At 56.2% G+C, this 23,094-nt stretch carries 18 protein-coding genes; 13 read left to right on the forward strand and 5 right to left on the reverse strand.

The annotated features are described in order from the left end of the window. The first annotated feature begins 5 nt into the window (after positions 1 to 5). A complete protein-coding gene (locus ACYAC5_RS04735; protein WP_277974584.1) occupies positions 6 to 365 on the forward strand; it encodes a DUF4810 domain-containing protein in 360 nt (119 codons plus the stop codon). Next, positions 362 to 1,015: a DUF799 domain-containing protein gene (locus tag ACYAC5_RS04740; RefSeq protein WP_101762457.1), complete on the forward strand. Its 654-nt coding sequence runs from the start codon at positions 362 to 364 to the stop codon at positions 1,013 to 1,015. Before ACYAC5_RS04735 ends, ACYAC5_RS04740 begins: the two co-directional genes overlap by 4 nt. A gap of 57 nt (positions 1,016 to 1,072) precedes the next feature. On the opposite strand, the gene ACYAC5_RS04745 is transcribed toward ACYAC5_RS04740, so the two are convergent. After that, positions 1,073 to 4,756 (reverse strand): AAA family ATPase, encoded by a 3,684-nt coding sequence (locus tag ACYAC5_RS04745; protein WP_462062481.1) that lies wholly within the window; start codon positions 4,754 to 4,756, stop codon positions 1,073 to 1,075. Next, entirely contained in the window at positions 4,753 to 5,970 is a 1,218-nt protein-coding gene (gene sbcD, locus ACYAC5_RS04750; protein ID WP_462062482.1) for an exonuclease subunit SbcD, read from the reverse strand. Before sbcD ends, ACYAC5_RS04745 begins: the two co-directional genes overlap by 4 nt. A gap of 197 nt (positions 5,971 to 6,167) precedes the next feature. On the opposite strand from sbcD, the gene phoB reads away from it, so the two are divergent. The 6 genes from phoB (at position 6,168) to proY (ending at position 14,187) form a co-directional block, all read left to right on the forward strand. Further along, on the forward strand, positions 6,168 to 6,857 hold the full coding sequence (gene phoB, locus ACYAC5_RS04755) for a phosphate response regulator transcription factor PhoB (RefSeq protein WP_007887040.1): 690 nt from the start codon (positions 6,168 to 6,170) through the stop codon (positions 6,855 to 6,857). A gap of 20 nt (positions 6,858 to 6,877) precedes the next feature. Beyond that, positions 6,878 to 8,188, forward strand: coding sequence for a phosphate regulon sensor histidine kinase PhoR (gene phoR / locus ACYAC5_RS04760; protein ID WP_137385254.1), 1,311 nt, complete (start codon positions 6,878 to 6,880; stop codon positions 8,186 to 8,188). A gap of 657 nt (positions 8,189 to 8,845) precedes the next feature. Continuing rightward, positions 8,846 to 9,772: a PstS family phosphate ABC transporter substrate-binding protein gene (locus tag ACYAC5_RS04765; RefSeq protein WP_462062485.1), complete on the forward strand. Its 927-nt coding sequence runs from the start codon at positions 8,846 to 8,848 to the stop codon at positions 9,770 to 9,772. Positions 9,773 to 9,938: 166 nt separating this feature from the next. Then, positions 9,939 to 11,042, forward strand: coding sequence for a cobalamin-independent methionine synthase II family protein (locus tag ACYAC5_RS04770; RefSeq protein WP_192414007.1), 1,104 nt, complete (start codon positions 9,939 to 9,941; stop codon positions 11,040 to 11,042). Positions 11,043 to 11,444: 402 nt separating this feature from the next. Further along, entirely contained in the window at positions 11,445 to 12,764 is a 1,320-nt protein-coding gene (brnQ, locus tag ACYAC5_RS04775; protein ID WP_101762451.1) for a branched-chain amino acid transporter carrier protein BrnQ, read from the forward strand. A 67-nt stretch (positions 12,765 to 12,831) separates the two neighbouring features. After that, positions 12,832 to 14,187: a proline-specific permease ProY gene (gene proY, locus ACYAC5_RS04780; RefSeq protein WP_101762450.1), complete on the forward strand. Its 1,356-nt coding sequence runs from the start codon at positions 12,832 to 12,834 to the stop codon at positions 14,185 to 14,187. 334 nt (positions 14,188 to 14,521) lie between these two features. Here the strand turns inward: proY and ACYAC5_RS04785 are convergent, their stop codons facing one another. From ACYAC5_RS04785 to ACYAC5_RS04795, 3 genes are all read right to left on the reverse strand, one after another. Continuing rightward, on the reverse strand, positions 14,522 to 15,331 hold the full coding sequence (locus tag ACYAC5_RS04785; protein ID WP_277974589.1) for an inositol monophosphatase family protein: 810 nt from the start codon (positions 15,329 to 15,331) through the stop codon (positions 14,522 to 14,524). A 190-nt stretch (positions 15,332 to 15,521) separates the two neighbouring features. Beyond that, positions 15,522 to 16,772 carry a mechanosensitive ion channel family protein gene (locus tag ACYAC5_RS04790; protein ID WP_192236718.1) on the reverse strand — a complete coding sequence of 417 codons (1,251 nt, stop codon included), beginning with the start codon at positions 16,770 to 16,772 and terminating at the stop codon, positions 15,522 to 15,524. A 92-nt stretch (positions 16,773 to 16,864) separates the two neighbouring features. Beyond that, positions 16,865 to 17,446 carry an ACP phosphodiesterase gene (locus tag ACYAC5_RS04795; protein ID WP_192414010.1) on the reverse strand — a complete coding sequence of 194 codons (582 nt, stop codon included), beginning with the start codon at positions 17,444 to 17,446 and terminating at the stop codon, positions 16,865 to 16,867. A 183-nt stretch (positions 17,447 to 17,629) separates the two neighbouring features. Between ACYAC5_RS04795 and queA the strand changes: the two genes are divergently transcribed. The 5 genes from queA to secF are packed head-to-tail and all read left to right on the forward strand — an operon-like array spanning position 17,630 to position 23,068. Continuing rightward, the gene (gene queA, locus ACYAC5_RS04800; protein WP_192414012.1) at positions 17,630 to 18,700 is read left to right on the forward strand and encodes a tRNA preQ1(34) S-adenosylmethionine ribosyltransferase-isomerase QueA; all 1,071 of its coding nucleotides are present in this window, start codon (positions 17,630 to 17,632) and stop codon (positions 18,698 to 18,700) included. Between the two features lie 34 nt (positions 18,701 to 18,734). Then, positions 18,735 to 19,859, forward strand: coding sequence for a tRNA guanosine(34) transglycosylase Tgt (gene tgt / locus ACYAC5_RS04805; RefSeq protein WP_061717469.1), 1,125 nt, complete (start codon positions 18,735 to 18,737; stop codon positions 19,857 to 19,859). A 24-nt stretch (positions 19,860 to 19,883) separates the two neighbouring features. Next, positions 19,884 to 20,216, forward strand: a complete 333-nt coding sequence (gene yajC / locus ACYAC5_RS04810) for a preprotein translocase subunit YajC (RefSeq protein ID WP_008103990.1) — start codon at positions 19,884 to 19,886, stop codon at positions 20,214 to 20,216. A 25-nt stretch (positions 20,217 to 20,241) separates the two neighbouring features. Further along, positions 20,242 to 22,089 carry a protein translocase subunit SecD gene (secD, locus tag ACYAC5_RS04815; RefSeq protein WP_101762445.1) on the forward strand — a complete coding sequence of 616 codons (1,848 nt, stop codon included), beginning with the start codon at positions 20,242 to 20,244 and terminating at the stop codon, positions 22,087 to 22,089. Positions 22,090 to 22,099: 10 nt separating this feature from the next. Continuing rightward, positions 22,100 to 23,068: a protein translocase subunit SecF gene (gene secF / locus ACYAC5_RS04820; RefSeq protein WP_101762444.1), complete on the forward strand. Its 969-nt coding sequence runs from the start codon at positions 22,100 to 22,102 to the stop codon at positions 23,066 to 23,068. The last annotated feature ends 26 nt before the right edge of the window (positions 23,069 to 23,094 follow it).

Raw genomic sequence — 23,094 nt, forward strand, 5'->3', positions numbered from 1 at the left:
TGAGCATGAAAGGGTTGCAACTGAGTGCGGCGCTGATCGCTGCGGGTGTGCTGGCTGGCTGTGCGCCAAAAGGGCCGGAACCGATCTATTACTGGGGCGATTACCAGCAGCAGATCTATAGCTATTACCAAAAAGATAGCGATCCGCAGAAGCAGATCGAAGCGTTGAATCTGGATATTGAAAAAGCCAAATCGGTCAACAAACCGGTCGCGCCGGGCCTGCACGCGCAGCTCGGCCTGCTGTACGCCAAAACCGGTGCTACCGATAAAGCCTTCGGCCAGTTTGCCACCGAGAAGCAGCTGTTCCCGGAATCGGCGCCCTATATGGACTTTCTGATGAAGAAAAAACAAGGAGTTGCCCAGTGAACAAGCTGATTGTGTCTTTAGGCGTGCTGGCCACGCTGCTATTGACCGGCTGCGCGCACAAAAAACCGTACGATTACAGCGCCTTCCGCGCCAGCAAGCCGGCCTCAATTCTGGTGCTGCCTGCGGATAACCGCGCGCCGGATGTGAACGCGGCGAACAGCTTCACCTCGCTGGTGACGCGTCCGCTGGCGGAAGCGGGCTATTACGTGTTCCCGGTGGCGGTGGTGGATGAAACCTTCCAGCAGAACGGATTGACCAACGGCCATGAAATTCAGGCTGTCAGCCCGCAGCGTCTGCATGACATCTTCCACGCCGACAGCGCGCTGTACATTTCAGTGACCGATTACGGCAGCAGCTATCAGGTGATCCAGAGCGTGACCAGGGTGTCGGCGACGGCGCGTCTGGTGGATTTGCGCAGCGGTAAAGAGCTGTGGCAAGGCATTGCCACCGCCAGCGACGCGGAAGATGGCAACAACAATAATGGCGGTATCATTGGCATGTTGGTCTCTGCTGCGATTAAGCAGATCGCCAGCAATGTATCGGATAAGGCACACACCATCGCCGGTGTGACCAGCGCCCGTCTGCTGGCGCAGAACGAGCAGGGCGGTTTGCTGGCCGGCCCTCGTTATAAGTTGGTGAGTACGCGATAAAAGAACGCAGTGAATCGTAGCGGCGCGAATTATCGCGCCGCTACCAATTGTGCGTTTTTAAGCGAGATCGCCCGGCAGCTCCAGCTTGCTGTAACCCAGGCCATTCATCTTGCGGACACGGATCTGCACCGGAATACGCTCCTTCATCGCTTCGACATGGCTGATCACGCCGATGGTTTTGCCGCTGGCGTTGAGGGCATCGAGCGCATCCAGCGCGGTATCCAGCGTCTCGGCATCCAGCGTGCCGAAGCCTTCATCGAGGAACAGCGATTCGATGCGCGTTTTATGACTCACCAAATCTGACAGCGCTAACGCCAGCGCCAGGCTGACGAGAAAACTCTCGCCGCCCGATAGCGTGCGCGTATCGCGCGTGGCGTCAGCTTGCCAGGTATCAACCACTTCCAGCTCTAGTTCTTCACTGATGCGGCGCTGCAGCAGATAGCGACCGTGCAGGCGATCGAGCTGACGGTTCGCCAGCCACACCAGATGGTCGAGCGTCAGACCTTGTGCGAAGCGGCGGAATTTATCGCCTTTGGCCGAACCCACCAGATCGTTCAGACGCCCCAGCTGCGCCAGTTCCACTTCATCGGTGGCGATTTGCGTCAGCAACGATTGCTGCTGCAAACGCTGTTGTGCATCGCTGTGTAACTGCTGCTGCGCTTCGCCCTGTTGACGGGCATTGTCACGTAACGTCACGCGCAGCTGTTCCAGCTGCTGCTGAATCGTGGCGGCGATCTCGTCGCTAAGTTCCAAAGGCCGCTGCTGCTGATGCGCCGTCCAGCGCTGCATAAGCTGTTCGCTGAGGGTGAGCTGCTGCTGGCGCTGTTGATCGAGCGTCTGCAACTGCTGGCGCAGCTGCTGCACCTCGCGCTCCTCCAGCAGAGCGGCACGTAGCGCGCTTTCATCCGCAAAATCACTCTGCTGCAGCGCGGCGAGGAAGGCGCTTTCTGCGGCGGCAGCGCGCTCACGTAAGGTGTTTTGCTGCGCCGCGATCTGCTCGCACTGGCCATTCAGGCCGTGCAGCAAGCTTTGCGCCTGTTGCCACTGCTGAAGCTGCTGCGCCAGCGCCTGTTCACACTGTTGCAGCGCAACATGCTGCTGCTGCCGGGCTTCTGCCACCTGACGATCGCCAAACAGCTGTTGACGCTGTTGTTGCTGCTGCTGGCGCTGCTGCTGCAAAGCGCTGAGCGTCTGCTGCAGCTCATCCAGCCGCTGCTGTTCACGCGCCAGATTCTGCTGCAGGCTGCTGCGCTCGCTTTCGGCTTTCGCCAGCTGTGGCTGCAACTCGCCGTGTAACCGTTCATTTTCCTGCCATGCGATCCAGCGTTGTTGTAGGGTGCGCAGCCAGCTTTCCCGCTCAGCGACATCTGGCAGGACGAGTTGATGCTGCGTCAGCTGCTGTTCCAGCTGCTGCGCCAGTTGCTGCATGGCGCTGCGTTCGCTGGCCTCGCGCTGGCTGATTTCATCCAGCGTCTGCTGCGTGCTGGCGATCTGCTGCTGCGCCAGCTGCTGCTGATTCTGATGCTGCTGCCACAGCTGCTGCTGATGCAGATGCGCATCCTTCGCCTGCTGCAGTGCACGCGTGGCGTTTTCCCGCGTCTGCAGCTGCTGTTGCTGCAGCTGTTCCTGCGCATCCTGCTGCTGTTGCCACTGCGCAAAATCGTCCTGCTGCTCCAGCGTGCAGGTAAGTGCCAGCTCACCGCTCAGCGCTTGCCATTGGGTGTTCACCGTCGCCAGTTGCTGATCGTAATCGCTGATCTCCTGCTGCAACGCCTGCTGCTGTTGCAGCGACAGTTTCTGCTGCTCGCCTTTGGCGGTGCCGGACTCTTTTAGCTGCGCCACGCGCGTTTCCAGCGCGGTTAAACGCTGCTGATTGGCACCGGGCTCAAGCTGCTGATATTGCGCAATCGCCGGATGCTGGCACGAGCCGCACAGCGGGCAGGGCTGATCCGGCTGCAGTTTAGCGCGCTCGTCGGCCAACTGGGCGATGGTGCGCTCCAGCTCGCAGATTTTGCGCACATCGAGCAGCGCCTGATGTTCCCGTTTGTACTCCTCGCGCAGCGCCTGCAACGTCTGTTCCGCGTCCTGATGCTGCTGCTGGAGCTGCGCCAGTTTCTGCTGACGCTGTAACCGCTGCGGTTGCAGCGTGCGCCACTGCGCGGCGAGCAGGTTAAGCTGCTGGCGCGCAGGGCGTTGGGTTTGATGCTGCGTCAGGGCGTCGCGCAGTTGCGCGCTGCCGATCTCCGCCTCAAGTGAAGTCAGTGCTTGCTCCGCTTGCAGACGCTGCTGCGCGGCCTGGGCTTCGGCTTGCTGCAACGGTTGCGCCGCCTGTTCACGCTGAGCCTGCGCCTGTTGATGCTGCTCCAGCTGGCTGCGCTGCTGTTGGTGCTGTGCGATCAGCTGCGTCAGCGTCTGCTCGCGCTCATCCAGTCGGGCAATCTCCGCCTGCCAGCGCGTTAATTCCACGCCCCAATGGGCGACAGCGGCTTCGCGGGCACGAAATTCCTGCTGCTGCGCCAGCTGTTGTTGTAAACGTTCACTTACCTGCTGTTGCTGGCTGAGTGCGGTTTGGCTGGATTGCAGCGCCTGTTGTTGCTGCAGATGCAATCGCTGCTGTTCATCCAGCTGCTGCGCGAGGGTGGTGATGCGTTGATCGAGCGGGATAACCTGCTCGGTGAGCAGCGTTTCAAGCTGCTGCTGATGCTGTAACGCCTGTTCGCGCGCCTGCTGCGCGGCCTGATAATGGTTTTCGCCCTGTTGCAGCGCGGTTTTGGCTTGCTGCCGTTGCGCCTGCAGCTGCTGCGATTGCTGTTTCAGCGCGCGCAGATCGCCCTGCAACTGTTCGCGCTGCTGCAATTTCTCGCGCAGTTTTTCTGCCGGTTCGGCGCGCGCCAGCCGCTGACGATCGCCATCCGCCTGCTGCCAGGCCTGTTGCGCGGCAAGCAGCGTCTGTTCGGCCTGCTGCTGCTCTTGGGTTAGCTGTTGCTGCTGCACCAGCCATTGCTGCTGATGCTGCGCCAGCGTTAGCTGTTCGCTGAGAATTTTCTCCTGCGCACCAAGTTCTGCCAACTGCTGCGTCAATTCTGCCCGGCGTGCTTCATCCAGCAGCGACATGCCACCGGCGCGGGCGCGCAGCGTATCCAGCTCGCTGCGCGCGGTGCGCCAGCGTTCATAGATCTGCACCGAGATTTGTCCGTAGATTTCGGTGCCGGTCAGCTCTTCCAGCAGCTCGGCGCGTTCGCCGGGTTTGGCATTCAGGAAGGCGGCAAACTGGCCTTGCGACAGCATCATTGAGCGGGTAAAGCGGGCGAAATCGAGCCCCGACAGGGTCTCAATCGCTTTTAGCTTGTCGCCAACTTTATCGGCGATGATCTGATTATCAGCGACGCGCGCCAGCTCGACGCGCGGTGCCTGCAGCTTACCGTCGGCTTGGCCGCGCGCGCGGTTCTGGCTCCAGAAGGCGCGCCAGGCTTCGCCTTTGATCTCAAACTCCACTTCCGCCAGACACTCGGCGGTGTCGCGGGTGATCAGCTCGTTCTGGGTTTGCGACAGCGTGCCGAGGCGCGGCGTCTGATGATAGAGCGCCAGGCAAATCGCATCGAGTAAGGTGGTTTTGCCCGCGCCAGTGGCGCCGGTAATGGCAAACAAGCCGTTGCTGGCAAAGGGCTCACGACGGAAATCGATAAACCATTCGCCGCGCAGCGCATTGAGGTTCTTAAAACGTAGCGTCAAAATTTTCATGCGGATGGATTCTCCAGCGCGGCAAGCTGGGTGCGGAACAGCTGCGTTAACTGCTCGGCCTGCCCGGCATCCAGCTGATCTTCCTGCGCCAGTCGGCGAGCAAACACGTCTTCCACTTTTAGTTCGCTCAGGGTTTCGTTCTCCAGCCGTTCGAGGCTGCGCTGCCGCTGTTCGCGGCTGCGGCGCACCAGCAGCACTTCGACCGGCAGATTTTCGGTGAGCGCTTCAATGCGACGTTGCAGATCGCTGAGATATTCCTGCGTGGTGATCTCAATATCCAGCCAGACTGGCTGTTCGCTGGCGCTCGCGCTGAACTGCGCCAGCTGATGTTCAATCTCCGCCATCGAGCCTTTCAGCATCTGCATCGGCTGGAAGTGCGGGATGGTTAGCGGCGTAACGGTATCGAGCGTGGTGCTGAATTCCAGCAGGAAGACGCTTTTCTCGCGGCCAAGCTCATCAAAACTGAGCGGAATCGGCGAACCGCTGTAACGAATGTGCTCGCTGTTGGCGATGCGCTGGGCGCGATGGATGTGACCGAGCGCGATGTAATCGGCGTGCGGAAACGCCTGCGCCGGGAAGGCATCCAGCGTACCGATATAGATGTCGCGCACCGAATCGCTTTTAGTCACGCCAACAGTGGTGAGATGACCGGTGGCGATGATCGGCAGCGTAACGTCCTGCGCATCGCACTGCGCCTGCGCGGCAGCAAAGCAGTGCTGATAATGCTGCTCGATCGCCTCCAGCAGCGAGATCTGCTTCTCGCGGCCGGATTGGCCAGCCTGGCTACGCAGAATGTCGCGCGGACGCAGATAAGGAATGGCGCACAGCAGCGCGCCCGGCGCGCCGTCGCGCTGCTTCAGGGTTAATACCTGCTGTTCGCCCTGCGGCGTGGCGCTGGTTATCACCTGCGTATTCAGGCAGGCCAGCAGCTCGCGCGATTCATTCAGCGTCGCCACCGAGTCGTGATTGCCCGCCAGCACCACCAATTGACAGCCGCTTGGCTGCAGCGCCACCACAAAACGGTTAAACATTTCACGCGCGTAGCTCGGCGGCGAACCGGTATCAAACAGGTCGCCGGCGATAATCAGCGCATCCACCTGATGCTGCACAATCTGATCCAGCAGCCAGTCGAGAAACGCCTGATGTTCCCGCGCGCGACTTTTGCTGTAAAAGAACTGACCGAGATGCCAGTCAGCGGTGTGAATGATGCGCATGTTTGCTCCGTGCTCTATTTAGCGAAGACGAATTATAACCACTTAAGATCACAAAGAAAAAAAGCAGAATTTTATTGTGACATTTCTGTTTTTTATCTATCTATCTTAGGGCGGTGTTTTCATAAAAGTGTCACAAAACTGACGCATAATGGCGCCGCAAATCCCAGTGACACGGTGTCACACTAGCAGGAGTTACAATGGCTAAGCGCATTTTGGTTGTGGAAGACGAAGCTCCCATCCGTGAAATGTTATGTTTCGTGCTGGAACAGAATGATTACCAGCCTATTGAGGCGGAAGATTATGACAGCGCGATTGGTAAGCTGATCGAACCCTGGCCTGATTTGATTCTGCTGGACTGGATGTTGCCCGGCGGCAGCGGGATTCAGTTTATTAAGCATTTGAAGCGCGAAGCCATGACGCGCGACATTCCGGTGATGATGCTGACGGCGCGCGGTGAAGAGGAAGATCGCGTGCGCGGTCTGGAAGTGGGCGCGGATGATTACATCACCAAGCCATTCTCACCGAAAGAGCTGATGGCGCGTATCAAAGCGGTGATGCGCCGTATTTCACCGATGGCGGTGGAAGAGGTGATTGAGATGCAGGGCCTGAGCCTTGATCCTTCCTCACATCGTGTGATGTCGGAAACCACGCCGCTGGAGATGGGGCCGACCGAGTATAAATTGCTGCACTTCTTTATGACCCACCCGGAACGCGTGTACAGCCGCGAACAGCTGCTGAACCATGTTTGGGGCACCAATGTGTATGTCGAAGATCGCACCGTCGATGTGCATATTCGCCGTTTACGTAAAGCACTGGAATTAACCGGCCACGATCGCATGGTTCAAACCGTGCGCGGAACAGGGTATCGTTTCTCTGCCCGCTATTAAACGTAAACGGAGTGTTTACCGTGCTGGAACGACTCTCCTGGAAGAGATTGTTGACCGAGCTGGCGCTGGTCTGTTTACCTGCGCTGGTGTTGGGTCTGTTGTTCGGATATCTGCCGTGGCTGCTGCTGATTGCGGTGACCGGCGTGATGTTCTGGCACTTCAGAAATCTGATGCGTCTGTCGCACTGGCTGTGGGTCGATCGTTCAATGACGCCGCCCACCGGACGCGGCAGCTGGGAACCGCTGTTTTATGGCCTGTACCAGATGCAATTGCGCAACCGGCGGCGGCGGCGCGAGCTGGGCAATCTGATCAAACGTTTCCGCAGCGGAGCAGAATCGCTGCCGGATGCGGTGGTGCTGACCACCGAAGAGGGCACTATTTTCTGGTGCAACGGCCTGGCGCAGCAGCACCTTGGCTTGCGCTGGCCGGAAGATAACGGCCAGAACATCCTCAATTTGCTGCGTTATCCTGAATTTTCCCGCTATATCCGCCAGCGCAAGTTCGACATGCCGCTGACGCAGATCCTCAATAATCAGCATCATATGGAATTCCGCGTGATGCCTTACAGCGAAGGTCAGTGGCTGATGGTGGCGCGTGATGTCACCCAGATGCACCAGTTGGAAGGCGCGCGACGCAACTTTTTTGCTAACGTCAGTCATGAACTGCGCACGCCGTTAACGGTATTGCAGGGTTATCTGGAAATGATGGACGACTCGGTGATGAACGAGCGCACGCGCAGCAAGGCGTTGCATACCATGCAAGAGCAGACGCGCCGCATGGACAGCCTGGTGAAGCAGTTGTTGACCTTGTCGCGTATCGAAGCGGCGCCGGCCATCGATCTCAAAGAGACGGTGGATGTGCCGGGCATGCTGATGCTGTTGCAGCGTGAAGCGGAAACGCTGAGTCAGGGACGTCACACCATCCATTTCCATACCGATCCGCATCTGAAAGTGTTCGGCAATGATGAGCAGCTACGTAGCGCCATTTCCAATCTGGTCTACAACGCGGTGAATCACACGCCCGATGGCACGCGCATCGACATCAGTTGGCTGCGCACTAAACAAGGCGCGCAGTTTAAGGTGTGCGATGACGGGCCGGGCATTAGCGAGCAGCATCTGCCGCGCCTCACCGAGCGTTTCTATCGCGTGGATAAAGCGCGTTCGCGCGCCACCGGCGGCAGCGGATTGGGGCTGGCGATCGTGAAGCATGCGTTGGGACATCACAACGCGCGGCTGGAGATCACCAGCGTGCCGCATCAGGAAACCTGTTTCAGCTTCCTGCTGCCGCCACGCTTGATTGTGGCTAACGTGATGCAAGAGCGGGTTAATTAAGGTCGTAGGATCGCTATTCATGGCGCCATACTTATCAGTTAATAAAGCCTTTTTGGTGCGGGCGCTGACACATCTGCTGCGTCACGGGCCGTCCTCGCGCCGCTAGCGCGGTACCTTCGGCTTCCACGTTGTGCCGACGGACCGTTCGCGGATCGGCCTTCCCTGGCCGACCCCGAACTGCCTCGCGCATCCATGCGCGAGGCTCCTGGCCCAACGTAAAAGCCTCAGCGCTGCGAATGGCCCTTTTGCCGCAGCAGACGCGCCAGCGCCTGAAGCGAATGAGTCCTTTTCAACAACACGCACTGAAGCTTATGAGCAGGCCGGGGGCACTTTTGGCCTGGCAATCCGCAGCGCTGAACGAAGCGAGGAAGCCAGGAGAGCCCGCAGGACGCGGGCGAAAGGCGGAGCCGGGACAAGGAAGTCCCGTCTCCGCCGGTCCGTCAGGCAGACGAGCGAAGTGAAGGTACCGCGTAAGCGGCGCGAGGACCGCCGGACCAAAAGTGACACCGGCCTGCGCACTCGTCGTTGGTTTAACTGACAAGCATTACGCCATTCATGGAGACCAATTCCCGCCTCATTAACAACCCATACGCAATGTATTGCGTGATAAATCGCACCGCTCCAGAATAGGCGTCTTACTGAATTGCGGAATCGCCAATGAAATCGCTGTTGATCTCCCTCTTGCTGCTTTGCTCTGCTTTGGCACACGGCCAACAAACCATGCTAACCGGCAATCTGAGCAGCGTTGGATCGGATACGCTGGGTTATCTGATGACATTATGGGGCGAGGATTTCAGCCGCCAGTCGCCGGGCGTCAACGTTCAGGTGCAGGCGGCGGGATCTTCTACTGCGCCGACGGCGCTGGCGGCAGGTGCTGCCCAGCTGGGCGCGATGAGCCGGCCGATGCAGATCGACGAACGTCAACTTTTTACCGCGCGCTACGGCTATCCGCCGCTGGCGGTGCCGGTGGCGATGGATGCGCTGGTGGTAGTGGTTAATCAGGACAATCCGCTGTCGCGCATCGCGCCGCAACAACTCGATGCGCTGTTCTCCATCACGCGTCTGTGCGGCGGGCAACAGGTGCCGCAGCGCTGGGGCGATCTCGGCCTGAGCGAAGGCCAGTGGGCCACGCGCAGCATCCAGCGCTATGGCCGCAACTCGGCGTCGGGAACGTGGGGCTTCTTTAAGCAGCAGGCGCTGTGCAAAGGTGATTTCCGTGCTGATGTCGCTGAATTCCCCGGCTCTGCGGCGGTGGTACAAGCCGTTGCCGCCACGCCCAACAGCATCGGTTATGCCAGTTTTGGCTTTCATCTCAGCGGCGTGAAAATGCTACCGGTGGTCACGGCGAACGGCGACAGCGTGATGCCGGATGCCGAATCGATTCGCAACGGCCGCTATCCGTGGTCGCGCCCGCTTTATATCTACGTCAACAAAGCACCCGGCAAACCGCTGCCGCCGCTGGTGAATGCCTTTCTGCATCAGGTGTTATCGCCACAAGGTCAGCGTCGGGTGAGCGAAGCGGGTTATCTGCCATTATCAGATAGCCAGATGGCGCAAGCGCGAGCGGCAATTGAGGGAAATTGAAGAACGTGCATCTGAACATGAAATAGTTTCATGTAAGCTGAATTTTCTTCCGTTGCCGAAAGGGTAACAGCGTGGCATTCTTCGTGGACATATAGCCGTCCAGATGGCTGAAATAACCCAGCGAAATTATACCCTGACGCAACTATGCGCTCAGCCAGGAGATAAAATGCCACGTCATAACCCGTTCCGCGCCGATACCGTCGGCAGTTTTCTGCGTCCCGCAGCCATCAAGCAGGCGCGTGTGCAGTTTGCCAATGGCGAAATCAACGCTGATCAACTGCGTCAGGTTGAAGATCGCGAAATCCGCCATGTTGTGGAGCAGCAGCGTGCCAACGGCCTGCAGATCGTTACCGATGGTGAATTCCGTCGCGCTTGGTGGCACTTCGATTTCTTTGGCGATTTGCACGGCGTCGAGCTGTTCGAAGCGGAGCAGGGCATTCAGTTCAACGGCGTGCAGACCAAAGCGCACGGCGTGAAAGTCACCGGTAAAGTGGCCTTTAATCCTCAACACCCGATGCTGGAGCACTTCCGCTTCCTGCAAAGCGTGGCGGGCGATGCGGTTGCCAAGATGACCATTCCCAGCCCAAGCGTGCTGCACTTCCGCGGTGGCCGTAAGGTGATCGATGCCACGGTGTATCCCGATCTGAAAGAGTACTTCGCCGATCTGGCGCAGACCTACAAAGACGCCATCAAAGCGTTTTATGCGGCTGGCTGCCGTTATCTGCAGCTGGATGACACGGTGTGGGCCTATCTGTGCTCTACCGAACAGCAGCAGCAGATCCGCGAGCGTGGTGAAGATCCACAGGAACTGGCGCGCATCTATGCTGAAGTGCTGAATGCTGCACTGGAAGGTAAGCCAGAGGATCTGACCGTTGGGCTGCATGTTTGTCGCGGCAACTTCCGCTCAACCTGGATTTCCGAAGGTGGCTATGAGCCGGTCGCCGAAGTGCTGTTTGGCGGCGTGAATATCGATGCTTTCTACCTTGAGTATGACAACGAACGTTCAGGTGGTTTTGAGCCGCTGCGCTTCCTCAAGCCGGGTCATCAGCAAGTGGTGCTGGGTTTGATCACCACCAAAACCGGCGAGCTGGAGGATGCGCAGCAGGTGAAAGCGCGTTTGCAGGAAGCGTCACAGTTCGTGAGCCTTGATCAAATCTGCCTCAGCCCGCAGTGTGGCTTTGCCTCAACCGAAGAGGGCAACAGCCTGAGCGAAGAGCAGCAGTGGCAGAAGATTCGTCTGGTGGTCGATATAGCAAGAACAGTCTGGTAATGCTGTAAAGTTAGCCAAACAGGCGCGTAAATCGCGCCTTTTGTGCATCTGCAGGCTGATTTATGCAAAGAGATCTCTCGCATCGAGGAAACATTTAGCAAATCATCTGAGGTGTTTTGCCGCTATTCCACCGTGATTCACTGCTTTCTTCCACTATCTTGTTATATCCTTCTGGTTTTTCGATCCTGTATTGCCTTTCTTCGCTATAAACGTTCTAATTTGCGCCGTTGTCGATTTATCCCTCTGCGAACAGAAGAAAAGTAGATTAAATCACCTGCGCTTTAACGATTAGTCCCGCATAACACGCTGGTCTTGCCTGATAAGCCCTTGTTTTAGCGCATCCAGAGGACAACACGAACTCAACTTCCACCGCAACATCAGCTACAGGCAGTACAGAAGTTTATGACACATCGTTTAACCTCCAAGGATATCCTGGCGCTGGGCTTCATGACGTTTGCCCTGTTCGTTGGCGCAGGAAATATCATCTTCCCACCGATGGTGGGGATTCAGTCTGGCGAACACGTTTGGATTGCGGCTTTCGGCTTCCTGATTACGGCTGTTGGCTTACCGGTGATCACCGTCATCGCGCTGGCGCGTGTGGGCGGCGGCATTGATGCGCTAAGCTCGCCGATTGGTAAAGCCGCAGGCTTGCTGCTGGCGACCGTGTGTTACCTGGCTGTTGGCCCGCTGTTTGCCACGCCGCGTACCGCCACCGTTTCCTTTGCCGTGGGTATTGCACCGCTGACCGGCGACGGCACGCTGCCGCTGTTCATTTACAGCCTGATTTACTTCGCGCTGGTGATTGGCATCTCACTGTATCCGGGCAAACTGCTGGATACCGTCGGCCACTTCCTCGCTCCGCTGAAAATTCTGGCGCTGATTGTGCTCGGCGTTGCCGTGCTGATCTGGCCGGCCGGTGGCGTTTCGCCGGGCACCGAAGAGTATCAGCGTGCCGCCTTCTCCAGCGGTTTCGTTAATGGTTATCTGACCATGGATACGCTGGGAGCGCTGGTGTTCGGTATCGTCATCGTCAATGCGGCGCGCTCACGCGGTGTTGAAGATGCCAAACTGCTGACGCGCTACACCATGCTGGCGGGCATCATCGCCGGTATCGGTTTGACGCTGATTTACCTGACGCTGTTCAAACTCGGTAACGATAGCGGCGCATTGGTGGCGCAAAGCGCGAACGGTGCTGAGATTCTGCATGCTTACGTGCAGCAGACCTTCGGCGGCATGGGCAGCTTCTTCCTTGCGGCACTGATCTTCGTCGCCTGCATGGTAACGGCGGTGGGCCTGACCTGCGCCTGTGCAGAATTCTTTGCGCAATATGTTCCGCTGTCGTATAAAACGCTGGTATTTATTCTGGGCCTGTTCTCGATGGTGGTGTCGAATCTCGGTCTGAGCCATCTGATTCAGATTTCGATTCCGGTGCTGACGGCGATTTATCCGCCATGCATCGTACTGGTGGTGCTGAGCTTCACGCTGAAGTTCTGGAACAAAAGTTCGCGTATTATCGCGCCGACCATGCTGGTAAGCCTGCTGTTCGGTATCGTTGATGCCATCAAAACCACCAGCTTCAAAGATGTGTTGCCGCTGTTCAGTCAGCATCTGCCGCTGGCCGATCAGGGACTTTCCTGGTTGCCGCCATCGCTGGCGATGCTGGTGATTGCCGCGGTAGTTGATCGGGCAAAAGGACGTGAGCAGGTCGCGGTTCATCAGTAAGCGACATTGCTGTTAATTCCAACCACGGGCTTGCCCGTGGTTTTTCATTTTCAAGGTACTGAGTGTTATGCAAGAAACCAATAAGCTCAAACGCGGACTGAGCACGCGCCACATTCGCTTTATGGCGCTGGGATCGGCGATTGGCACCGGGCTGTTTTACGGCTCGGCAGATGCCATCAAAATGGCGGGCCCAAGCGTGCTGCTGGCGTACATCATCGGCGGTGCGGTGGCGTACATCATCATGCGTGCGTTGGGGGAAATGTCGGTCAACAATCCGCAGGCCAGCTCATTCTCGCGCTATGCGCAGGATTATCTCGGCCCGCTGGCCGGATACATCACCGGCTGGACCTACTGTTTTGAAATCCTGATTGTGGCGATTGCCGACGTAACGGCTTTTGGTATCTACATGGGCGTGTGGTTCCCCGATGTGCCGCACTGGATTTGGGTGCTGAGCGTGGTGCTGATTATCGGCGCCATCAACCTGATGAGCGTGAAAGTCTTTGGCGAAGTGGAGTTCTGGTTCTCCTTTTTCAAAGTCGCCACCATCATCATCATGATTCTCGCCGGCTTCGGCATGATTTTCTGGGGCATCGGCAACGGCGGCCAGCCGACCGGCATTCACAATCTGTGGACCAACGGCGGTTTCTTCGCGCACGGCATTGTCGGCATGCTGCTGTCACTGCAGATGGTGATGTTTGCCTACGGCGGCATTGAGATTATCGGGATTACTGCCGGTGAAGCGGAAGATCCGAAGACCTCGATTCCACGCGCCATCAACTCCGTACCGATGCGTATTCTGGTATTCTACGTTGGTACGCTGTTCGTCATCATGTCGATTTATCCATGGAATCAGGTGGGCACTTCTGGCAGTCCGTTCGTGCTGACCTTCCAGCATTTGGGTATTGCGGCGGCGGCATCAATTCTTAACTTCGTGGTGCTGACGGCGTCGCTGTCGGCGATTAACAGCGATGTGTTTGGCGTGGGGCGTATGCTGCACGGCATGGCGCAACAGGGCCACGCACCGAAGGTATTCCAGAAGGTTTCGAATCGCGGAATTCCGTGGGTGACCGTTTTGGTGATGATGCTGGCGATGCTGATTGCGGTGTATCTCAACTACCTGATGCCAGAGAAAGTGTTCCTGGTGATCGCCTCGCTGGCGACCTTTGCTACCGTTTGGGTGTGGATCATGATTCTGCTGTCGCAGATCGCCTTCCGCCGCAAGATTGGCAAAGAGCAAGCCGGTAAGCTTGATTTTGCCATGCCGGGCGGTAGCGCTACCGCATGGTTCGGCGTGCTGTTCCTGGCCTTCATTATTGGGCTGATTGGTTACTTCCCGGATACGCGCGTGTCGCTGTACGTTGGTTTTGCGTGGATTGCGCTGCTATTACTGGCGTGGCCGCTAGTGAAAAAGCGTAAAAGCTGATGATATTGTAAGGTCGCCATTGATGGCGACCTTTTTTATCGATGACGATTAAACATAATATAAAAAAATAATCACGCTATCCCTAAATAATAAAATGCCAAAAAATATCTCGGCGCATCCTGGCGCCGAAAAAGAACAACAAAAAAGGAGAAAATAAGTATTACTAAGGGATGTTTGACTTGCGCAGCATATCGTATTTTTATTGATGCCGGGATGTTTAAGAAAAAAAGAGAAAATTCTCACTTCGGAATAGAATATTACTTACAGCGCGCTTAAGTAATTTTGCATGAAGGTTAAGTTCGCATAAATTAACGAACTTAACCGATTACGGAAATTATAACGATAAATGCCCAGGCAGCAGCGCTCTCAGCTGCGGATAAATCACCGCATTAGCCAGCAACACCGGATTGCCGTTCTGCAAGCCGTGATTAGCCAGATAATCGTTGGTAATGCCGCCCGCTTCGCGCATCAGCACAATGCCCGGCAAGCCATCCCACGGATTCATATGCGCTTCGTAGTAACCAATTAAGCGACCGGCCGCCGCCCATGCGCTCATCAACGCCCCCGAGCCATTGCGGATAAACATGCCGCCCTGCGCCAATAATGCGCTGATAAAAGTGGTCAGCGGTTCAATCGGTTGGCTGTTGGAGCTGCTCAGACCAAGCAATCCCTGATCAAGCTGCTGCGCGCTGTGCGCCTGGATGCGCTTATCATTAACCCATGCACCTTTGCCGCGGCAGGCGTGAAAGGTTTCATGATGATTGGGATCGCACACCACGCCAATCACCGCTTCGTTTTCACAAACGATCGCCAGCGATACGCACCAGTTGTGCAAGCCGTTAAGAAAGCTGCTGGTGCCATCAATCGGATCGAGCACCCAGATAAAGCGTGCGCCAGCAGTATTGCCGCCGCTCTCTTCACCCAACACCGCATCGTCAGGAAAGCGTTCGTGGATCAGATGCTTGACCAATGCCTCAACGTTGCGATCGGCTTCGCTGACCACATCCTGCAGATCTTTCTTATGCTCAACTACTAATTGATGACGTTGCTGATACCAGGATAGAGCCCGGCTGGCGGCGGTTTTGGCAACATCACAGGCGAAATGATAACGTGCGTCGAGTTCGGTAAGCGAAGCTGATGACATCTTTCCCTCTTATGATTTTCAGGCTGGCGAAGCAACAACAGACGCCAAAAATGGCGTATTGGCTGTGTGACGAAGTTAACAAAAGTTAAGAAAGGCTTCATTAAGCCGCAGATGGCTGCGCGTGACAAGAGGGGGAAAAGCCCGCCAGTGAAATTTTTCTTCTTACTGGCGGGTAATACGGGATGAAGCCTTAATGGCGGGTTCTTACGCCAATTTGACGCATGTCATTACCGGTTGGCGATTGATGGACGCGCAGACCGAAAGTAGGTAGCACCGCGTAAATATGGTCAAAGATATCCGCTTGAATATTCTCGTACTCTTTCCACACCGTGGTGTTGGTGAACACATACACTTCCAGCGGCAAACCGTTTTCACCTGGTGCTAACTGCCGCACCATTAACGTCATCTCTTGATGAATACGCGGATGCTGCTCCAGCCAGCTCTGCAGCCAGACGCGGAAGGTACCGATATTCGTCAGGCGGCGACCGTTGAGTGGCGAATCTAAATCACAGCCCAGTTGCGCATTCCATGCGGCCACTTCTTCGCTTTTGCTATCCAGATACGGTGCCAGCAGATGCGCACTTTTCAGCTGCTGCATCATGGCATCATCAAGGAAGCCAATACTGGTGGTATCAATATGAATGCTGCGCTTAATGCGACGCCCACCGGATTCCGACATACCGCGCCAGTTTTTAAAGGAGTCGGAAATTAAGGCGTAAGCGGGAATGGTAACAATGGTGTTATCCCAGTTGCGCACTTTTACCGTGGTTAAAGAAATATCGATGACCGCACCGTCCGCACCATATTTCGGCATTTCCAGCCAGTCATTCATTTTCAGCATATTATTGGCCGCCAACTGAATACCGGCCACGAGACCCAGAATTGGATCTTTAAATACCAGCATCAGCACCGCGGTCATGGCACCGAGTCCGGTGATCAATACGCCAGGCGATTTACCCAACAGCAGCGAAATAATCATGATTACCATTAAAATGGCGGCGATTAATTTCACGCTCTGGATAATACCGCGCAGCGGCAATTGCTGCGCTAGCATGCTATTCGCGCTGAGCTGCTGCAGTAAATCCAGCAAGGAGAACAACATCAGCAGGGCGAAGATCATCATCCACAGCTGGGCGAAAATCAGCAGCGCTGCATAGATCTGAGCACTGTCGTGCAGGAAGAGTTCAGTCTGTAATTTGAATAGCACACCTTGCATCAGCCAGACGCTGCGGCTAAACAGGCGACTGTTAATCAGCGCTTTTGGCCACTGACGGCTACTTTTCTCGGTGTAGCGACGCAGCAGCGGCAAGATAGCGCGGTGCAGAATGGCGTGAGTAAGCAGTGAGATGGCAAAGATTATGGCAATCACTATCCCCAACGCCAGGATGTGCGTGTAGCTAAGACCGGCTTCTGCGAGCCGGTTGGCAATAAGATGCTGCATGAGATTTCCCTGAGTGTGACGAAGATTAAGGTCACGCAGGGTAGGTGATGGGAAATTTCCCGTCCAACAGACGGGTCTTGAATTACCTAATATTACAATTCCTGCGCGCGCGCGGCGGCCATTAAGCGCGGATAAAACTGGAAGAACAGCGGCTCAAGTTGCTCGTAGTGATCAACAAAATCCTGATAGGAGTCGCGCAGCGCGGCTAAGCGCGGACGGCGATGCGCCATGCCGTTGAGCACGCGTGCCAGCCGCGTTGGTTCGGCATAGTGCTCAAACCAGCGTTCGCGCCACATCACGGCGTTCAGCTCGACGAAACCTTCCGGCGTGCCCGCCAGCTGCGGCACGATGTTTTGTTCAGCCGCCGCGGTAAATGCCACCAGCGACTGCGTTGGGTGGAATTTATCCCAGTGTAGCGCGAGGAAGTGGTCCCAAATCACGTCGAGCGTGATGGGGGCCACGCGGCGCGTTTCCGGACGAAACAGCGCACGCGCAATCCGCACTTCGGGCAGGTTATCGGTCAGGACGTCGAGGCGACGATGCATGGCAATGCCATCCACCACCGGTGCAGGCCATTGTGATTGCACGTTGCCGCGCACGAAATCGGCCATGAGATTGCCCAGCAGAGAGCTGTTAGCCAGCTGCGCCAGGTGAAGGTGAGCGAGAAAGTTCATGGCGCATTATATACACGTCATACTTCAAGTTACAGGTGCGTGAGCTGCTCTCGTTTGCAGCCTGCCTGCACCTCGAATTATTTTGTGTATTCGCAGAATCACAGAAGCGCAGCCAGTTGTTCAGAATTTGCCGCTTTTCCGCTAGACTATGCCGCCTGATTTTAAGTCCTGAAGAAGTGAAGCATGCGCGTAGCCGATTTTACCTTTGAGTTGCCAGATTCCTTAATCGCCCACTATCCGCAGGCGCAGCGAAGCGGTTGCCGCTTGCTGTCGCTGGATGGTCCAAGCGGCGCGTTAAGCCACGGCGTATTTACAGACGTGATGGATAAGCTCAATCCGGGCGATCTGCTGGTGTTCAACAACACCCGCGTGATTCCGGCGCGCGTCTTTGGGCGTAAAGCCAGCGGCGGCAAAATCGAGATGCTGGTTGAGCGCATGCTGGACGATAAGCGCGTGCTGGCGCACGTGCGCGCCTCCAAAGCGCCCAAGCCGGGCGCAGCGCTGCTGCTGGGCGATGACGAAAGTGTCAAAGCCACGATGGTGGCGCGCCATGACACACTGTTTGAGATCGCCTTCGAAGACGATCGCGCGGTGCTGGATATTCTCAACAGCGTCGGCCATATGCCGCTGCCGCCGTATATTGATCGTCCGGATGAAGATGCTGACCGTGAGCTGTACCAGACCGTGTACGGCGTGCGTCCCGGCGCCGTCGCCGCACCGACCGCCGGTTTGCACTTTGACGAGCCGCTGCTGGAAGCGCTGAAAGCTAAAGGCGTCGAGATGGCGTTTGTCACGCTGCACGTCGGTGCCGGGACTTTCCAGCCGGTGCGCGTTGAAACCATCGAGGATCACATCATGCATGCCGAATACGCGGAAGTGCCGCAGGATGTGGTGGATGCGGTGCTGGCGTGTAAAGCACGCGGCAACAAAGTGGTCGCCGTGGGCACCACCTCAGTACGTTCGCTGGAGAGCGCCGCGAAGGCCAGCCAGGACGCGCTGATCGCACCCTTCTTCGATGACACCCAAATTTTCATCTATCCCGGCTATCACTATCAGGTGATCGATGCGCTGATCACCAACTTCCATCTGCCGGAATCGACCCTGATTATGCTGGTTTCGGCCTTTGCTGGTTATCAGCACACCATGGCGGCTTATCACAGCGCGGTGGCAGAGCAGTACCGTTTCTTTAGCTACGGGGATGCGATGTACATCACCCGTAATCCACAAGCGCCTGACGAAAGCGTCGGCGCATAATTGAATCAGACTGTTTCTCTGATCAGAGGTTAATGTGAAATTTGAATTAGATACTACCGACGGGCGCGCGCGCCGTGGCCGTCTGGTCTTTGATCGTGGCGTTGTTGAAACCCCAGCATTTATGCCCGTGGGCACTTACGGCACGGTGAAAGGCATGACGCCGGAAGAAGTGAAAGAGACCGGCGCGCAAATCCTGCTCGGCAACACCTTCCACCTGTGGCTGCGCCCAGGTCAGGAGATCATGAAACTGCACGGCGACCTGCACGATTTCATGAACTGGCAAGGACCGATCCTTACCGATTCCGGCGGCTTCCAGGTGTTCAGCCTTGGCGATATCCGTAAGATCACCGAAGCGGGCGTGCACTTCCGTAACCCGATCAACGGCGATCCGATTTTCCTCGATCCGGAAAAGTCGATGGAGATTCAGTTCGATCTCGGTTCTGACGTGGTGATGATCTTCGACGAATGTACGCCGTATCCGGCGGATTGGGATTACGCCAAACGTTCGATGGAGATGTCGTTGCGCTGGGCACAACGCAGCCGCGATCGCTTCGATTCACTCGGCAATAAAAATGCATTATTCGGCATTATTCAGGGCGGTGTTTACGAAGATTTACGAGATGTCTCGGTTAAAGGTCTGGTAGAGATTGGCTTTGATGGGTACGCTGTGGGCGGCCTGGCGGTGGGTGAACCTAAAGAGGACATGCACCGAATCCTGGAGCACGTCTGTCCGCAAATTCCGCAAGACAAACCGCGTTATTTGATGGGCGTCGGCAAGCCAGAAGATCTGGTGGAAGGCGTTCGCCGCGGTATCGATATGTTTGACTGCGTTATGCCAACGCGCAATGCGCGCAATGGTCATCTGTTTGTTACCGATGGCGTGGTGAAAATTCGTAATGCCCGGTATAAAGATGACACCGCAACGCTGGATGCAGAGTGTGATTGTTACACCTGTCGCAATTATAGCCGCGCCTACTTGCATCATCTTGATCGCTGTAACGAAATACTGGGCGCACGCCTGAATACCATTCACAATCTGCGCTATTACCAGCGTTTGATGGCCGGTTTACGTAAGGCTATCGAAGAGGGTAAATTAGAGCACTTTGTTAGCGAGTTCTACCAACGGACGGGGAAGGCGGTTCCTCCGCTGAACGTCTGATAATTCATCAATGAGGGAAATTTAATGAGCTTTTTCATTTCTGACGCCGTAGCCGCAGCAGGCGCACCGTCTCAGGGAAGTCCGTATTCTCTGGTGATCATGCTGGTGGTCTTTGGTCTGATCTTCTACTTCATGATTCTGCGTCCGCAGCAGAAGCGTACTAAAGATCACAAGAAACTGATGGATTCCATCTCTAAAGGTGATGAAGTGCTGACCAGCGGTGGTTTAGTTGGCCGTGTGACCAAAGTGGCAGAAACTGGCTATGTTTCTATTGCCCTGAACGACACCACTGAAGTAGTTGTTAAACGTGATTTCGTGGCCGCCGTTCTGCCGAAAGGTACTTTGAAGGCGCTGTAATTTTTTCTTCCCGAAGGGAACTGCCGTGTTAAACCGTTATCCTTTGTGGAAGTACATCATGCTGGTCGTCGTGATTCTCGTCGGCCTGCTCTATGCGCTTCCTAACCTTTATGGTGAGGATCCGGCCGTTCAGATCACTGGTGCGCGCGGTGGCGCCGCCAGTGAGCAAACGTTGGATCAGATCCAGACCGTATTAAAACAAGACAATATCGAGAGCAAATCCCTCGCTCTGGAAAATGGTGCCATTCTGGCCCGCTTTGCAACGCAGGATGGACAGCTGCGCGCGCGTGATGCACTCACCAGCGCGCTGGGCGAAGACTACATTGTGGCCCTTAACCTTGCGCCGGCAACGCCTCGCTGGCTGAGCATGCTGTCCGCGGAACCGATGAAACTCGGTCTTGATCTGCGCGGCGGCGTTCACTTCCTGATGGAAGTGGATATGGATACGGCTCTGGGCAAACTGCAAGAGCAGAACGCCGACAGCCTGCGCAGCGATCTGCGCGACAAAAGCATTCCGTATACCACCGTTAATAAAATCGCGAACTATGGCGTAGAAGTGCGTTTCCGTGACGGCGCCAGCCGTGACGCGGCAATCAGCTACTTGTCTACTCGCCACCGCGATCTGGTGATCTCAAGCCAGGGCAGCGATGCGCTGCGTGCGGTGATGAGTGATGCGCGTCTGAGCGAAGCGCGTGAATATGCGGTGCAGCAAAACATCACCATTCTGCGTAACCGTGTGAACCAGCTCGGCGTTGCCGAACCGCTGGTGCAGCGTCAGGGTTCTGACCGCATCGTGGTGGAACTGCCGGGTATTCAGGACACCGCGCGCGCCAAAGAGATTCTGGGCGCTACCGCCACGCTGGAATTCCGTCTGGTGAACACCAGCGTGGATCCAACCGCAGCGGCCAGCGGCCGTGTGCCCGGCGATTCGGAAGTGAAGAAAACCCGCGACGGGCAGCCAGTGGTGCTGTACAAGCGTGTGATTCTGACCGGTGATCACATCACCGACTCCACGTCGAGCATGGATGAGTACAACCAGCCGCAGGTGAACATTTCACTGGATGGCGCGGGCGGCAACATGATGTCCAACTTCACCAAGGACAACATCGGTAAGCCGATGGCGACCCTGTTTGTGGAGTACAAAGACAGCGGTAAGAAAGATGCCAACGGCCGGTCGATTCTGGTGAAACAGGAAGAAGTGATTAACGTGGCGAACATTCAGTCGCGCCTCGGTAACAGCTTCCGTATCACTGGTATCAATAATGCAAACGAAGCACGTCAGCTGTCGCTGCTGCTGCGCGCGGGTGCGTTGATTGCGCCAATCCAGATTGTAGAAGAGCGTACTATCGGCCCAACCATGGGTCAGCAGAACATCACACAAGGCCTCGAAGCCTGCCTGTGGGGTTTGATTGCGTCGATCCTGTTCATGGTGGTGTTCTACAAGAAGTTTGGTCTTATCGCTACCAGCGCGCTGCTGTGTAACCTGGTGCTGATTGTCGGCATCATGTCACTGCTGCCAGGCGCGACGCTCACCATGCCGGGTATTGCCGGTATCGTGCTGACGCTGGCGGTTGCGGTCGATGCTAACGTGTTGATTAACGAACGTATTAAAGAAGAGTTGCGTAACGGACGATCGGTACAGCAGGCGATTCATGAAGGCTATAAAGGCGCCTTCTCCAGTATCGTCGACGCCAACGTCACTACGCTTATCAAAGTGATCATTCTTTATGCGGTCGGTACCGGTTCAATCAAAGGCTTTGCGATTACTACGGCTATCGGTATCGCAACTTCAATGTTTACCGCTATCGTCGGCACCCGTGCCATCGTTAACCTGGTGTACGGCGGCAAACGCATCAACAAGCTGTCTATCTGAGGAGTGCGTTGTGGCACAGGAATATAGTATTGAGCAGCTAAACCACGGGCGTAAAGTCGTCGACTTTATGCGCTGGGATAAGCTGGCTTTCATCATCTCCGGTCTGCTGATTGTGGCATCTATTGTCATTGTCGGTGTGCGAGGCTTCAACTGGGGCCTCGACTTTACCGGCGGAACGGTGATTGAGATTAACCTGGAAAAACCGGCGGATCTCGACGCGCTGCGTGAAGGTTTGGTGAAAGCGGGCTTTGAAGAGCCGCTGGTGCAGAACTTTGGTAGCAGCCGTGATGTGATGGTGCGTATGCCTCCGGCCACCGGCAATGCCGGCACCGAACTGGGCAATAAAGTGCTGGCTTCCATTAGCCAGACCACGCAGCAGAACGCTACCGTGAAACGTATCGAGTTCGTTGGCCCAAGCGTGGGTAGCGATCTGGCGCAGGCCGGTGCGATGGCGCTGCTGTCTGCGCTGATTGCGATTTTGATCTACATCGGCTTCCGCTTTGAGTGGCGTTTAGCGCTCGGCACCGTTCTGGCGCTGGCGCACGATGTGATCATCACCTGTGGTATTTTGTCGCTGGCGCACGTCGAAATCGACCTGACGATTGTCGCTTCATTGATGTCGGTCATTGGTTACTCGCTTAACGATAAGATCGTGGTCTCCGACCGTATTCGTGAGAACTTCCGCAAGATTCGCCGCGGTTCTTCTTACGACATCACTAACGTGTCGCTGACCCAGACGCTGAGCCGTACTTTGATCACCTCCATCACTACGCTGGCGATGATCATGATCCTGTTCGTGTTTGGTGGTGCGTTGCTGAAAGGTTTCTCACTGACCATGCTGATCGGTGTCACCATTGGTACCATTTCATCGATTTATGTCTCTTCAGCGCTGGCGCTGAAACTCGGCATGAAGCGTGAACATATGCTGGTACAGAAAGTGGAAAAAGAGGGCGCAGATCAGCCTTCGATTCTGCCGTAACGCGGAGTCAGAAAGTAAACGGGCTG

The sequence above is a fragment of the Pantoea sp. y20 genome, from assembly GCF_054903455.1.